Genomic DNA, 12,709 nt, shown 5'->3' with positions numbered 1-12,709 from the left:
ATCAGATGAGCTCGCTCTTCTTGACTTTGCCGCTCGCCGTCTTGGGGAGCGAATCCATGAACTCGACGAACTTGGGCACGGCGACCTCGTCGAGCTCGGACCGCACCTTCTTGCGGACGTCGTCGGCGGTCACCGCGGCGTCAGGGGCCTTCACCACGGCGGCCTTCACCGCGACCCCGAGCACCTGATCCGGCACGCCGACGACCGCCGCCTCGACGACGCCCGGGACCTTGCAGATCACCGACTCGACCTCGAGGGGGCTCACCTTCTCGCCGCGGGTCTTGATGATGTCGTCCTTGCGCGCGACGAAATAGAGGTACCGGTCCTCGTCCATCTTGAAGAGGTCGCCGGTGTGGAGCACGACCTCGCCCGGGAGGGGCCCCGGCCGGAGCGCGCGCGCGGTCGCGTCGGGGTTCCTCCAGTAGCCGCGCATCACGTTCGGCCCGCGCACGACGAGCTCGCCCACCTCGCCCGGCTCCGCGTGCGTGCCGTCCTCTCGCTCGATCCAGAGCTCCTCGTTCGGCATCGCGATGCCCACGGAGGATGGCCGCTCGAGCGCCAGGGAGGGCGGCAGGTAGCAGACGCGCGTGCACTCGGTCTGGCCGTACATCGCGAAGAAGGAGACGTTGGGCAGGAGCTCGCGGAGGCGCAGGAGCTGCGGCGCCGGGAGCCCGTACGCGGCGTTCGTCATGTACCGGAGCGCCGAGAGATCGGCCTTCGCGAAGTTCTTGAGCGAGAGCATCGACGCGAAGATCGTCGGCACGCCCGCGAAGCCGGTCGCCCGCTCCTCGGCCATCCGCTGGACGATGGGCCACGGCATGGAGAAGCCCTTCTCGAGCACGACGGTCCCGCCGAACGCGTGGGTCACGAGCAGCTGGAAGAGCCCGTAGGTGTGCGACAGCGGCAGCACGCAGAGGATCACGTCGTCCGCCGTGTGCTCGAGGTACGCGCCGATGGCCGCGGTGCTGTTGCGGAGGTTCTGGTGCGTCAGCATGACCCCCTTCGACTCGCCCGTGCTGCCGCTCGTCCAGCAGAGCGTCGCCAGGTCGAGCTCGATCGCGCGGCGCGCAGGGGGCTCGCCAGGCGCGCCGGCCAGGGCCTCCTGGAAGTCGCGCCCGTCGGGCGGGGGCCCTGCAGCGGCCGGGGGAGCCGCGCCGCTCAGGAACGTCGCCGCCGGCCTCGCGCCGGGCGGGAGCTCGGCCACGGCGGCGAGGCTCTCGCGCATGCCGCGCGCCGCCACGAGCACGCGGGGGCCCGCGAGCTCCATCACCTGGCCGAGGCGCCGCGGTCGCATCGCGGTGCCGAGCAGCGACGGCACGCCGTCGGCCCGGAGCGCTCCGTAGTACGCGACGACCGCGTCCACGCCGTTGTCGAGCGCGACCATGACGCGATCGCCGCGCTGCACGCCCGCCTCGCGGAACAGGGCGGCGCAGCGATCGGCCAGCGCGTCCAGCTCCCGGTACGTGATCCGCCGTCCCTCGCAGACCAGCGCGACGTGGTCGGGGCGAGAGGCGGCGAACGATCGCAGCGCGGAGTCGATGAGGAAGCGATCCGAGCGCGGATCGCGACGAGCGGTGTGCTGCGTGCTCATGCGCCCCCCGGGGTTCGGGCTAGTTGCTGCTCTTCTTCCCGCTCACGTAGGTGACGAGCCTGGCGATCGAGCCGAAATTCTCCGGCACCATCTCCTCGTCGGCGACCTGGATGCCGAGATCCTGCTCGAGGAACTGAACGATCTCGAGGACGGCCGTCGAGTCCAGGATCCCTTGATCGAGCAAAGCGACCTCGGACCCGAGATCGGCGGTAGCGCCCCGGTATCCGAACGAGGTGACCAGGAAGTTGCGAATCGTCGATTCGATGCTGGAAGTGCTCATGGAGGTAGTCTCCACGTCTATCACCCCCCCGGCTTTCCTGTCGAGAACACTCCGCGGAGCGACGGCCAGCGCGCGGATCGCGGCAGGACGCGGTTGCGGCTCATCGTTCACGCACGCACGTCACGCACGCGCGCACGCGTCCGTGCTCGTTCGCGTTCGGTGTTCCCCGTGCCGTCCGCGTTCGAAAGCCGCCGCCAGGGCGCGCCGCGGAGGTGAGATTGGCGACTGACGATCTCGCTGCGAGCCCGTCCGTCGCCGTCGTTAACGTGAGTGGATGTCATCGAGGCTCCGCGCTGTTTCCGGCGGGTTTCACGACCGGGGCACGGCGTACCAGGCTGAGAATGCCGTTGACAGCGGCGCGCGTCGTCCGACGGCGCGGCTCGTCAGGCGTGGCCCTGATCGCGGACGAGCTGCGGCTGCGCGTGGAGGTACTGCGCCACCCGGCGCTTGGCTTCGATGTCCTTGAACACGCGCTCGACCTGCTGCGGCGTGATGCCGACGGCAGACGCCGCGTCCGCGGCCGGGACGTTGTTGTTGTAGGCGTACAGGCAGAGGTCCATCTTGTCGTAGGGGAGCGCGAAGTAGAACTCGTCCTGCCCCTGCGGCATCGAGAACGTGTCCGTCGTCGGCGCGCGCCTGCGGATGTCGGCAGGGACGCCGATGTACTCGGCGAGCGCGTAGACCTGGCTCTTGTACAGGTGCGCGATCGGCTTGAAGTCCGCGGCGCCGTCGCCCTGCTTGACGAAGAAGCCCTGATCGTACTCGAGCAGGTTCGGCGTGCCGGCGACGGCGTAATTGAGCCTGTCCGCGTGGTAGTACTCCATCATCTTGCGGATGCGCTGCTTGAAGTTCGTCGCGGCGACGAGCTGCAGGTACGCGTTCAGGGGCATCCGCTTCACGCGCGGCTCCTCGCCGGGCGGCTGCGCCGTCAGCTGCGAGACGTTCAGCCTGTCGCTCTCGAGGATCGAGGGAAGCGTGATCTTGAACTTCCAGCTCTCGTTGTAGTCCGGGTAGACCATCCGGATCGCCTCGTCCTGCCGCTCGTAGCAGCGGAGGCCGGTCAACGCGGGCTTGATGTTCTCGATGACCGCCTCGATGCCGAGCCCCTCGGCGAGCAACTTGCCGAGGCGGAGCGCGTCATCGGAGGTGTCGCGCTCGGGCATGAAGATGCCCAGCACCTTGTCCTTGCCGAGCGCGCGGACGCACAGCGTCGAGACGACGGAGCTGTCGATCCCGCCCGAGATCCCGACCACGGCCCCGCGCCGCCGCAGCGTACCGAACACCTGATCCCGGATGGCCTGCTCGATCTCTTGCGCTACCGCCGGGGCATCGATCCTGAGGACGTCTCGCGAAAACATGGTTGGCTCCACCCTTTCAAAAAGATGGACCAGCCTATTAAAACGAGACGCAACAGGGAACCCTGTTCGCTGCGAGCAGGCGTATGCCGGGGAGGAGCCGCGCGCGGGGCCGCGTCTTTCATGGTTCGGTGGGCCAGGGCGTCCGCCTGCCCCGGCTGCGCCGCCGCGCCCGGACGGCTGGGGCGGTTGTCAGGGCGCGGGCCGTGGCTCGCCGGTCGCGGAGAACTCGTTGGCCTCCGCGGCCAGGATCCAGAGCACGGCCATCCTGACCGCGACGCCGGCCTCGACCTGGTCGAGGATCACGCTCTGTGCGCCGTCCGCGACGCGCGGATCGATCTCCACGCCGCGGTTCATCGGCCCCGGGTGCATCACGATCGCGTCTGGCTTGGCGAGCGCGAGCCGGGCCGGGTTCAGCCCGAACGTGCGGCTGTACTCGCGCGTGCTGGGCAGGAAGCTGCCGCTCAGCCGCTCGCGCTGCACGCGCAGCATCATGACCACGTCGGCCCCTTCGAGGGCGGGCTCGATCCGATCGTAGACCGTCGCGCCGAGCGACTCGCCCGCGATCGGCAGGAGCGTGCGCGGGCCGGCGAAGCGGACCCGCGCGCCCATCGTCGTGAGCAGGTGCGCGTTCGACCGGGCCACGCGGCTGTGGACGATGTCGCCGCAGATGGCGACCTCCAGCCCTTCGAGTCGGCCTTTGGCGCGCCGGATCGTGAACGCGTCGAGCAGCGCCTGCGTCGGGTGCTCGTGCGTGCCGTCCCCCGCGTTGACGACCGCGGCGCGCGTGTGCGCGGCGACGTGGTGCGGCGCCCCCGACGCGGCGTGCCGGATGACCAGCACGTCCGGCTGCATCGCCTGGAGGTTCTGCACCGTGTCGAGCAGCGACTCCCCCTTGACCGCGCTCGAGGTGGAGACGCTGATGTTGATGACGTCGGCGCTGAGCCGCTTGCCCGCGAGCTCGAACGACGTCCGCGTGCGCGTCGACGGCTCGTAGAAGAGGTTCACGACCGTCTTGCCGCGGAGCGTGGGCACCTTGCGCACGCTCCGCCGGGAGACGTCGAAGAGCGACTCGGCGGCGTCCAGGAGGGCCACGATCTCGGTACGCGAGAGACCCTCGATGCCGAGCAGGTGTCGGTGCGGGTAGATCCTCCTCATGCGCTGGCTTACGTTCCTTCCGGTGGCGGGGGGGGCTCCGAGAGCTTTGTGCCGGCGGCGGTGACGAGAGCCCAGAGCTCGCCCGCGCGCTCCACGACGTCGATGCGCTGCCCGGGGGCGAGCTCGACCGCGCGGACGATGTAGTCGGGGTGAATCGGCAACTCCCTGCCGCCGCGATCGACGAGCGCGACGAGCTCGATCCGCTGCGGTCGCCCGTAGTCGAGCACCGCGTCGAGCGCCGCGCGGATGGTGCGACCGGTGTAGACCACGTCGTCGATCAGCACGATGCGCCGGCCGTCGACGGGGAAGGAGATGTGACTGGGCCCGATGCGCGGGTTCGGCAGGGCGGTCGCGGCGTCGTCGCGGTAGAGCGTGATGTCGACGGCGCCGACCGGCGGCGCGTGCCCCTCGATCTCGAGGAGCAGCGCGGCCAGCCGCTTGGCCAGCGGCTCACCGCCCCGTCGGATCCCGATGAGCGCCAGATCTTCCACGCCGCGGCCGCGCTCGGCGATCTGGAGCGCGATACGCCGCAGGCCGCGCCCGATGGCGGCCGGGTCGAGCAGAGCTTCCATGGCGCGGCGAGGGCTAGCACGGCGAGCGCCCTGCACCCAAGGCCCGCGTGCGCCGCCCGCCGGAACGCCCGCGCGCCCGAGGGAGCGCGGGCGTTCCGGCCGTGCTGAGGGGGAGGAGCGCGCTCGGCGCGGCGTCGCGGCAGCGTCGCGGAGGCGCGGGCGGCCTCAGTCGGGCTGGTGCAGGACCCGCTGGGTGCGCTCGACGAAGTAGAACCGCTCGAAGCCCGCGCGCTGGAACGTGAGCGCGCCGAACCCGTTGACGGCGATCGCGGCCGCGCCGAGCGCGTAGAACGGCGCGCTGAAGCGGCGTCCGGAGACGGCGATCATCGCGAAGAGAAACGGGGCGAAATCGTTGGAGAAGCGGTAGCCGAACTGGAGCCAGCCGGTGTTCTGGTAGAGGAGGCTCGGCAGCGCGACCGCGGACACCGTGGCGGCGAGCGCCCAGAACGGGGGCGGCGTCCGTCGGGGCCAGAGGGCCCACGCGTAGATCGGCGTGGTCACCCAGAGCGCGAGCCCGTGCGCGTTGATCTGGAAGGGGGCGCCCTGCACGTGGGTGTACGGCAGGCCGGTGAGCACCACCGCGAGGTTGCGCGGCAGGTAGTGGTACGAGAAGAGCCCCCACTTCTCGATCCGCGCGCGCCACGCGATGTGGAGGTACCGGTGGCCGAACTCGGCCGCGTCGCCGAAGCGCGCGTGGTTGTGCCAGAGCAGCGCCGAGAGCACGAGCGCCGCCGGCGCGGCGAACAGGGCGAGCCGGCGCACGAGGGCGCGCGGGTCCGAGCGGTCCACGCGGAGCGCCTCGAACAAGAACAGCGGCAGGGCGAAGCCGAGCGGCGTGCGGGTCGCGAAGCCGAGGCCCAGGGCGAGGCCCGCGGCGAGCGGATGGGCGGCCTCGAGCGCGCAGTAGAGATAGACGCACGCCAGCGCGACGCCGACGACGTGCGCCGCGAACCACACCGTCCCTTGCACCGCGCTGAACCAGTAGACGCTCCCGAGCGCGAAGAGCAGCGAGAGCGCGACGTTCTCGGCCTGCGTGCGGTGGCTGCGGCGCGAGGCCGAGAGCTTCTCCAGCGCGAGGAAGAGGACAGCGGGCCCGACGCCGGCGAAGGCCAGGAAGAATTGCCCGTCGCGCACGCGCTCCGCGCTGCCGGCGAGCTTGACGAGCGGCGCGATGAGGACCGCGGGGAAGGGGGGGAAGCTGACGTAGTAGCGGTCGTCGAATACGGCGAAGTCGTTGCCGCCCGCGTGCGCCGGCGGCGGTCCGCCGAGATCGAGGCGGCCGTGGAGCCACGCCTCCGCGAGCAACGCGTAGTGGTTATAGGGCGTGTGGGCCGCGAAGATCTCGCGGGAGGAGCTCACGGCGTACGCGAGCGTCACGAGCGCGTAGAGGGCGATCGCGACCGCTGCGCGGCGGCCTGCGCGCCGTGCTTCCCCTGAAGGTTCCGGCCGCCGATCGGCGGAGCCCGGCGGCGGCGGCGGCGGCTGGCGCCGGGCCTCGGGCGTGGCGCTACGGTCCATGCGCGGGCGACGCTACCATGCAGCCTGATGTGACGGCGGCCGCCGGTCGTTCTTGCGAGCCAACGCACCCCGCGCTAAACGCTCCGCTTTCACTGGCCCGGAACCCCATGTCCCAGTTTGCCGTCTCTGCCAATGACATCGACATCTCCGGTATTTCGCTGGACATGCCGCTGCCACTCGACTGGATGAACGCGGCGCTCGCTGACGCCGACGTCACCGGGCGCGCGCCAGGTCACCTCTCGGCCCGCCTCTCGCGGACGGGGAACGAGATCGTCGTGCGCGGCCGCGTCAAGGCGCCCGTCGCCACGCCCTGCGCGCGGTGCCTTGCCCCTGCCGCGCTGGACGTCGACGCCGAGCTCTCGCTCCTCTTGCGTCCTGCCCCGAAGGCGGACGGCCACGGTCACGGCCACCGGCGGGACGACGCTGCCCGCAACGGCGCGGCGAAGCCTGGGGCCAGCAAGGTCAAGGAGCCGGAGTACGAGTTCACGGCGGACGAGGCCGACGTCGACACGTACGACGGCGAGACGGTCGCGCTCGATCCGTTCATCCGCGAGGCCATTCTCCTCGAGATGCCGAACTTCCCCTTGTGCTCGGAGGCTTGCCCGGGTATCGGTCCTGCCGCGTCCCGAGAGGACCGCGAAGGCGGCTCCTCGTCCCTCGTCCGCGGGGCGGCGGAGGAGGATGAGGCCGCTCCAGGCCTCGACCCGCGGCTCGCGCCGCTCAGCGCGCTCCGAGAGAAGCTTGGACAGAAGCCCAGCGGCTCTGACAGGCGCGCGCAACCTGCATCGTCCCCCCCGGCCAAGGCCGGGACACCGAAGAAGAAGACCAAGAAGGAGTAGTTCCGTGGCCGTCCCCAAGAGGAAAACCACCCCCAGCAAGCGCGACATGCGGCGCGCCAACCACGACAAGGTGACCCCCGTCCAGCTCGTCTCTTGCGAGAACTGCGGGGAAGCCCGGCTCCCGCACCGCGCCTGTGGCGCATGCGGGCACTACAACGGGCGCAAGGCGAAGGCGACCAAGGCGACCGCGGCCTCATGACGGGCGCGGGTGCGCCGGCGCGCGCGAACGCTGCGCCCGCGCACCTGGGCGCGGCGCCGGCTCGCGCGGACGCGCGAGGGGCCGTCGCATGAGCTCCCCGCAGCCGAGGAGCCGCATCCTCGGGACGGGCAGCTACGCGCCCGCCCGAGTCGTGCACAACACCGATCTCGAGAAGATCGTCGACACCTCCGACAGCTGGATCAGCGAGCGAACGGGGATTCGTCGACGTCATATCGCTGCCGAGGGAGAGCTCACGAGCGACATGGCCGCCGCGGCCGGCCGCTCTGCGCTGGAGGCCGCCGGGCTCTCGGCGGCTGACCTCGACATGATCATCGTCGGGACGATCAGCGGCGACACCCCGATGCCCTCCTGCGCCGTGTACGTGCAGCAGAAGCTCGGCGCTCAGGAGATCCCCGCGTTCGACATCTCGGCGGCCTGCGCGGGCTTCGTCTACGGCCTCACGATCGCCGATCAGTTCATCGCGAACGGAGTGGCCCGGCACGTCCTCGTGATCGGCGTCGAGCTGCTCTCGCGCATCCTGAACTGGAAGGATCGCACGACGTGCGTCCTGTTCGGCGACGGCGCGGGCGCGGTCGTGCTCGGGCCTGCGTCGGGCGACGGCAGGGGCATCATCTCGACGCGGATCTTCAGCGACGGCACGCTCGCGAACTCGCTGGTCATCCCGGGCGGCGGCACGGCCGAGCCGCTGACGCCCGAGGGCATCGAGCAGAGCCGCAACAAGGTCCACATGGTGGGGCAGGACATCTTCAAGGTCGCCGTGAAGAACCTCTCCAGCGCCTCGCTGATCGCGCTCGACACGGCGGGCATGGCGGCCGGCGACCTGGACTGGGTCGTCGCCCATCAGGCGAACCTGCGGATCATCAGCCAGGTCGCCGCGCGGCTCAGCCTCCCTCTGGAGAGGTTCGTGCTCAACATCGAGGAGTACGGCAACACCTCGAGCGCATCGATCCCCATCGCCCTCGACGAGGCGGTGCGCGACGGGCGCATCAAGCCGGGGCAAAACGTCCTGTTCTGCGCGCTCGGCGCCGGCATCTCCTGGGGCGCGTCCGTCATCCGGATGTGAGCGGGCCATGCGCGTGTGCCCGCGTTGCGGTCGAGGTCTGCGCGTTAGCTTGAGCTCGCCGGGCGATCCGGCCTGAGGTAGTCTCGCGCGCGCCGGCCGCATGACGTGGTTCGGGGGACGGACGACGTCCGCCTCCCTGGCTTGGAATTGAGGGCAAACGTGAAAATCGCTTGGCTGTTTCCAGGGCAAGGGGCGCAAGAGGTGGGGATGGGCAAGGCCCTCGCGGAGGTCTCGGCGGCCGCGCGCGGCGCGTTCGCGCGGGCGGACGCGGCGCTCGGCGAGCCGATCTCGCGGCTTTGCTTCGAGGGGCCGATGGAGGCGCTGACGCAGACGAGCAACACCCAGCCCGCCATCGTCGCGACGAGCTGCGCCGTGGCCGCGGCCCTCATCGAGCACCTGCCCAACCTCGATCCGCCGCTGTACGCGGCTGGCCACTCGCTCGGCGAGTACAGCGCGCTGGTCGCCGCCGGCGCGCTAGAGATCGAGGACGCGGTAAGGCTCTGCCGGATCCGGGGCAGCGCCATGCAGGAGGCCGTACCGGCGGGCGAGGGGGCCATGGCGGCGCTCATCGCGCTCGACCAGGAGGTGGTGCTCGCGATCTGCGCCGAGGCGGCGCAGGGCGAGGTGGTCGCTCCGGCGAACTACAACGGGCCGGGGCAGATCGTGATCGCCGGGCACGCCGGCGCGGTCGCGCGCGCGGGCGAGCTCGCCGTCGCCCGCGGCGGCAAGGCCATCCCGCTCAAGGTGAGCGCTCCGTTCCACTGCGCGCTGATGCGGCCTGCGGCCGAACGCTTGCGCCCCGAGCTGGAGCGCACGCAGCTGATGCCGCTCGCCTTCCCCGTGATCGCGAACGTCGACGCCGCGCCGAACGCCGATCCGGAGCGGGTGCGGTCGCTCCTCCTGCGCCAGATCGATGGCACCGTGCAGTGGATGCGCACGATCGAGCGCATGGCAGAGGATGGCGTGACGCACGCCCTCGAGATCGGCCCTGGCAAGGTGCTGGCCGGGCTGGTGAAGCGGATCACGAAGCAGATCAAGGTGCTCAGCGTGAGCGACATGGCGGGGATTGAGCGCGTTAGCGCGTTCCTTTCGGAGGCATAGGCATCGATGTTCGACCTTACGGGCAAAGTTGCGATCGTCACGGGTGGATCGCGGGGAATCGGGCGTGCCGCGTCGGAGGCGCTCGCGGCGCAGGGCGCGCACGTGATCGTCAACTACGTGCGCGGAGAGGCCGAAGCGCGCGCGGTCGTCGATGCGATCACCGCGCGCGGCGGGAAGGCCGAGGCGCTCGGGTTCGACGTCGCGGACCTGCCGGCGACGGAGGCGGCCATCGCCGAGGCGGCGAAGCGCCTTGGCCGGCTGGACATCCTCGTCGCGAACGCGGGGATTGCGATCGACGGCCTGCTCCTGCGGATCAAGGAGGAAGACCTCGATCGCCTCTTCGCCGTGAACGTGAAGGGCTCGATCGCGTCCGCGCGCGCGGCGACCAAGGTCATGATGCGCGCGCGCACGGGCCGCATCGTCTTCCTCTCCAGCGTTGTGGCGGAGATGGGCAACGTCGGCCAGGCGGCCTATGCCGCGACGAAGGCGGCCCTGCTCGGCGTGACGAAGTCGCTCGCCCGCGAGTACGCGGGGCGCGGCATCACGGTCAACGCCGTGGCGCCCGGGTTCATCGACACCGACATGACGACGACGATCAGCGCGGAGATGAAAGAGGGGCTGACGAAGATGGTCCCGCTCGGGCGCACGGGCCGAGCCGAGGAGGTCGCCGCGGCGATCGCATTCCTATGCTCCGACGAGGCAAGCTACGTGACGGGCGAGACGCTGCGCGTCAACGGCGGGATGTACGTGTGAGAGCGCTGGCTTGAGGACCCCGGCTGCCAGGCGTCACGCACAGCGGCAAACCAGGCGCACACGAAAAAAGCGGTCGCAGGTAATTCGATGGTGCAACGCTGATGGCGATGGGCTACTAGGGGTTCCGTTTTCCCGGGAGGAATACCATGGCTGAAGGTCGCGACATCACGGCCGAAGTAAAGCGGATCATCAAGGAACAGCTCGACGTCGACGAGAAGGACATCAAGCCTGAGGCGAGTTTCATCGACGATCTGGGCGCCGATTCGCTGGGCCTGGTGGAGCTTGTCCTCGCGTTTGAGGAGGCGTTCGAGATCGACATTCCGGACGAGGACACGGAGAAGATCCGGACTGTCCAGGACGCGATTGACTACATCGAAAGGAATGCCAAGGACAAGAAGTAGCGTCCCCACCGCCCTACCGGACGCGGCGTCACCATGGAGGTGGGTTGGCGCGTGAGCCAGCGAAGGCTCTGCTCTTCGCCGATGCACGTGCTCTCACCTCTGTGGTGGCGCTAGGGCAAGAAGAGCCATGGAACGCGTTGTCATCACCGGTATCGGGCTCGTCACGCCCAATGGCCTCGGCACCCAGGCCACCTGGCAATCTTTGCTAGCTGGTCAGTCTGGTATCGCACCCATCACCCTCTTCGACGCGAGCACGTTTCCCACGCGCTTCGCCGGCGAGGTGAAGGGCTTCGTGCCGGAAGAGTACATCCCCAAGAAGAAGGTGAAGGAGATGGGCCGCTTCGCCCAGCTCTCCGTCGCCGCATCGCAGATGTGCATGCAGGACGCGGGGATCGAGCTCACCGACGAGGACCGCGATCAGTGCGGCACGTTCATCGGTGTCGGCCTCGGGGGCCTCGAGTACCTGTTCCAGCACTCGATCACGCTGCACGAGAAGGGCCCCCAAAAGGTCAGCCCCTACTTCATCCCGACGGTCATCGCCAACCTCGCCGCAGGGCAGGTGGCGATGGCGCTCGACCTGCGGGGCGCGAGCTACTGCAACACGAGCGCGTGCTCGTCGAGCGCGCACTCGCTCGGTGAGGCGTTCGAGTGGATCCGCCGAGGTCGCTCGCACATCATGCTCACGGGCGGCGCGGAGGCGACGATCACCGGCCTCGGCATCGGCGGCTTCTGCGCGATGTTCGCCCTCTCGAGGCGCAACGAGGAGCCGCAGCGGGCGAGCCGCCCCTGGGACAAGGGACGCGACGGCTTCGTCTGCGCCGAGGGCGCCGGGTCGCTCCTGCTCGAGTCGCTCTCCCACGCGAAGAAGCGCGGCGCGAAGATCTACGCAGAGGTCGTCGGGTACGGCGCCTCGTGCGACGCGTACCACATCACGAAGCCGGCGCCCGACGGCGCTGGGGCGCAGCGAGCGATGAAGATGGCGCTCGACGACGCCAAGCTCGCGCCCGACGCGATCGACTACATTAACGCTCACGGCACCTCGACCCCGCAGGGGGACATCGAGGAGACCCGGGCGATCCTCAAGACCTTCGGCGATCACGCGGCGTCGAAGCGCCTCTGGGTGAGCTCGACGAAGTCCGCGATGGGCCACCTGCTCGGGGGCGCAGGTGGGGTCGAGGCGGCGGTCTGCGCCCTCGCGCTGCGCCACGGCGCGGTGCCGCCGACGCTCAACCTGGACGATCCCGACCCCGAGTGCACCCTCGACTACGTCCCGTTCACCTCTCGCGAGCGCCGCATGAAGCACGTGATGTCGAACTCCTTCGGCTTCGGCGGCACCAACGTGTCGCTCGTGTTCTCCCAGTTCGACGGCTGATCGCGCGCCGCGCCGGATGGCTCGATGAAGTGCCCATTTTGCGGCCATCTCGAGGACCGGGTCATCGACTCCCGCGCTGGCGGCGCGGGTGAGGTGATCCGGCGCCGGCGCGAGTGCGCCTCGTGCGAGCGCCGCTTCACGACGTACGAGCGCGTCGAGGACATCCTGCCGACGGTCGTCAAGAAGGACGGTCGGCGCGAGTCGTTCGACCGGCAGAAGCTCGTGCGAGGGCTCCGGATCGCATGCAACAAGCGGCCCGTGTCCACCGACCAGATCGAGGCCATCGCCGACGCGATCGAGCGCGAGGCGCAGGAGTCCGAGCGGCGGGAGATCTTGTCGACCGAGCTGGGCGAGCGGGTGATGAACCACCTGCGTACCCTCGATGAGGTCGCCTATGTCCGGTTCGCAAGCGTTTATCGTTCCTTTCGGGACATTGACCAGTTCATGGTCGAGCTTGGCAAGCTTGTGAAGGCCAAGGCGCCCTAG

At 69.9% G+C, this 12,709-nt stretch carries 14 protein-coding genes; 8 read left to right on the top strand and 6 right to left on the bottom strand.

Annotation, left to right across the window (positions count from 1 at the left end; all coding sequences use genetic code 11):
* Window position 1: 1 nt before the first annotated feature.
* The 6 genes from WMF11_RS21355 to WMF11_RS21330 all read right to left on the bottom strand — a co-directional run bounded on the left by WMF11_RS21355 (window position 2) and on the right by WMF11_RS21330 (window position 6,474).
* Window positions 2-1,591: a class I adenylate-forming enzyme family protein gene (locus WMF11_RS21355; protein ID WP_437873186.1), complete on the bottom strand. Its 1,590-nt coding sequence runs from the start codon at window positions 1,589-1,591 to the stop codon at window positions 2-4.
* Window positions 1,592-1,610: 19 nt separating this feature from the next.
* Window positions 1,611-1,871 (bottom strand): acyl carrier protein, encoded by a 261-nt coding sequence (locus WMF11_RS21350; protein ID WP_012236454.1) that lies wholly within the window; start codon window positions 1,869-1,871, stop codon window positions 1,611-1,613.
* A 383-nt stretch (window positions 1,872-2,254) separates the two neighbouring features.
* Window positions 2,255-3,229, bottom strand: coding sequence for an NAD(+) synthase (gene nadE, locus WMF11_RS21345; RefSeq protein WP_437554291.1), 975 nt, complete (start codon window positions 3,227-3,229; stop codon window positions 2,255-2,257).
* Window positions 3,230-3,418: 189 nt separating this feature from the next.
* Window positions 3,419-4,384, bottom strand: coding sequence for an aspartate carbamoyltransferase catalytic subunit (locus tag WMF11_RS21340; RefSeq protein WP_272099608.1), 966 nt, complete (start codon window positions 4,382-4,384; stop codon window positions 3,419-3,421).
* An 8-nt stretch (window positions 4,385-4,392) separates the two neighbouring features.
* Complete coding sequence (gene pyrR / locus WMF11_RS21335) at window positions 4,393-4,956, bottom strand: bifunctional pyr operon transcriptional regulator/uracil phosphoribosyltransferase PyrR (protein ID WP_437554289.1); 564 nt, start codon at window positions 4,954-4,956, stop codon at window positions 4,393-4,395.
* 165 nt (window positions 4,957-5,121) lie between these two features.
* A complete protein-coding gene (locus WMF11_RS21330) occupies window positions 5,122-6,474 on the bottom strand; it encodes a hypothetical protein (protein WP_437910347.1) in 1,353 nt (450 codons plus the stop codon).
* Window positions 6,475-6,581: 107 nt separating this feature from the next.
* On the opposite strand from WMF11_RS21330, the gene WMF11_RS21325 reads away from it, so the two are divergent.
* From WMF11_RS21325 to nrdR, 8 genes are all read left to right on the top strand, one after another.
* On the top strand, window positions 6,582-7,313 hold the full coding sequence (locus WMF11_RS21325; RefSeq protein ID WP_437910345.1) for a YceD family protein: 732 nt from the start codon (window positions 6,582-6,584) through the stop codon (window positions 7,311-7,313).
* A 4-nt stretch (window positions 7,314-7,317) separates the two neighbouring features.
* Entirely contained in the window at window positions 7,318-7,512 is a 195-nt protein-coding gene (gene rpmF / locus WMF11_RS21320) for a 50S ribosomal protein L32 (protein ID WP_012236448.1), read from the top strand.
* A gap of 88 nt (window positions 7,513-7,600) precedes the next feature.
* Entirely contained in the window at window positions 7,601-8,596 is a 996-nt protein-coding gene (locus WMF11_RS21315) for a beta-ketoacyl-ACP synthase III (protein ID WP_437554284.1), read from the top strand.
* Window positions 8,597-8,755: 159 nt separating this feature from the next.
* Entirely contained in the window at window positions 8,756-9,697 is a 942-nt protein-coding gene (gene fabD, locus WMF11_RS21310; protein ID WP_437554282.1) for an ACP S-malonyltransferase, read from the top strand.
* Between the two features lie 6 nt (window positions 9,698-9,703).
* Window positions 9,704-10,450: a 3-oxoacyl-ACP reductase family protein gene (locus WMF11_RS21305; RefSeq protein ID WP_012236445.1), complete on the top strand. Its 747-nt coding sequence runs from the start codon at window positions 9,704-9,706 to the stop codon at window positions 10,448-10,450.
* Window positions 10,451-10,596: 146 nt separating this feature from the next.
* Entirely contained in the window at window positions 10,597-10,851 is a 255-nt protein-coding gene (acpP, locus tag WMF11_RS21300; RefSeq protein WP_012236444.1) for an acyl carrier protein, read from the top strand.
* Between the two features lie 127 nt (window positions 10,852-10,978).
* Complete coding sequence (gene fabF / locus WMF11_RS21295) at window positions 10,979-12,223, top strand: beta-ketoacyl-ACP synthase II (protein WP_437910342.1); 1,245 nt, start codon at window positions 10,979-10,981, stop codon at window positions 12,221-12,223.
* A 24-nt stretch (window positions 12,224-12,247) separates the two neighbouring features.
* The gene (gene nrdR, locus WMF11_RS21290; RefSeq protein ID WP_012236442.1) at window positions 12,248-12,709 is read left to right on the top strand and encodes a transcriptional regulator NrdR; all 462 of its coding nucleotides are present in this window, start codon (window positions 12,248-12,250) and stop codon (window positions 12,707-12,709) included.

Source organism: Sorangium sp. So ce295 (genome assembly GCF_051527405.1).
Lineage (GTDB): Bacteria > Myxococcota_A > Polyangia > Polyangiales > Polyangiaceae > Sorangium > Sorangium cellulosum_B.
The sequence above is the reverse complement of the archived record's forward strand: the minus strand, read 5'-3'. Positions and strand labels throughout refer to the sequence as shown.

Coding starts and splice junctions, on each gene's coding strand:
- WMF11_RS21315 (WP_437554284.1), top strand. CDS start 7,601: ATGAGCTCCCCGCAGCCGAGGAGCCGCATCCTCGGGACGGGCAGCTAC.
- nrdR (WP_012236442.1), top strand. CDS start 12,248: ATGAAGTGCCCATTTTGCGGCCATCTCGAGGACCGGGTCATCGACTCC.
- acpP (WP_012236444.1), top strand. CDS start 10,597: ATGGCTGAAGGTCGCGACATCACGGCCGAAGTAAAGCGGATCATCAAG.
- WMF11_RS21355 (WP_437873186.1), bottom strand. CDS start 1,591: ATGAGCACGCAGCACACCGCTCGTCGCGATCCGCGCTCGGATCGCTTC.
- WMF11_RS21330 (WP_437910347.1), bottom strand. CDS start 6,474: ATGGACCGTAGCGCCACGCCCGAGGCCCGGCGCCAGCCGCCGCCGCCG.
- WMF11_RS21350 (WP_012236454.1), bottom strand. CDS start 1,871: ATGAGCACTTCCAGCATCGAATCGACGATTCGCAACTTCCTGGTCACC.
- pyrR (WP_437554289.1), bottom strand. CDS start 4,956: ATGGAAGCTCTGCTCGACCCGGCCGCCATCGGGCGCGGCCTGCGGCGT.
- fabF (WP_437910342.1), top strand. CDS start 10,979: ATGGAACGCGTTGTCATCACCGGTATCGGGCTCGTCACGCCCAATGGC.
- nadE (WP_437554291.1), bottom strand. CDS start 3,229: ATGTTTTCGCGAGACGTCCTCAGGATCGATGCCCCGGCGGTAGCGCAA.
- WMF11_RS21305 (WP_012236445.1), top strand. CDS start 9,704: ATGTTCGACCTTACGGGCAAAGTTGCGATCGTCACGGGTGGATCGCGG.
- WMF11_RS21340 (WP_272099608.1), bottom strand. CDS start 4,384: ATGAGGAGGATCTACCCGCACCGACACCTGCTCGGCATCGAGGGTCTC.
- WMF11_RS21325 (WP_437910345.1), top strand. CDS start 6,582: ATGTCCCAGTTTGCCGTCTCTGCCAATGACATCGACATCTCCGGTATT.